Source organism: Lelliottia wanjuensis (assembly GCF_030238365.1).
Classification (GTDB): domain Bacteria; phylum Pseudomonadota; class Gammaproteobacteria; order Enterobacterales; family Enterobacteriaceae; genus Enterobacter; species Enterobacter wanjuensis.
Window position 1 is genome coordinate 1 of the sequence record NZ_JASSOT010000042.1, and the last position, 545, is coordinate 545.

1 pseudogene is annotated in these 545 nt (G+C 57.4%); it reads left to right on the top strand.

What is annotated here, in order from left to right:
- Positions 1-545, top strand: a pseudogene (locus tag QQF33_RS25910) (type VI secretion system ATPase TssH); the annotation flags it as partial.

Consider the following 545-nt stretch of genomic DNA (forward strand, 5'->3'; position numbering starts at 1 on the left):
TGACCTGACCGTTCTTGCCCGGCGCTATGAATGGGATATGGATGCCGTCTGGCAGTCTCTTCTGAGCTGGCTGGATGCACAGCCTCGTTCAGTTCGCACCCGACCAGAGCTCTCTGCTTCCCTCCAGTCCCTGTTGAAACAGGCCTGGCTTGCCGCCACGCTCGCGGGAGATGAGCAGATCCGCAGCATACATTTGCTCACGGCCATGATTGAAACGTCAGGACTGACGCGCTGCGATGGCCTCTGGCCCTTAATGACCCTGACCACCAGCCAGCTTGAGAGGCTACGCCCCTTACTGGAAACCCAGTCAGATGAGCGGCATGAGCTTGCACTCAGCGAACAGGCTGGCAATGCCACCATTATTGGTCGGGCGGCGCCATTGAAACAGGAAGCACAAAACCCTGTTGACGGTGGAAGCGCACAACCTGTCGTTTCGCAGGAGGAGTCCATTCTCAACCGCTTTACTGTCGATGTGACCGCCCGTGCCCGGGAAGGAAAGATTGATCCTGTCTTTGGACGCGATAACGAAATCCGTCAGATGGTGG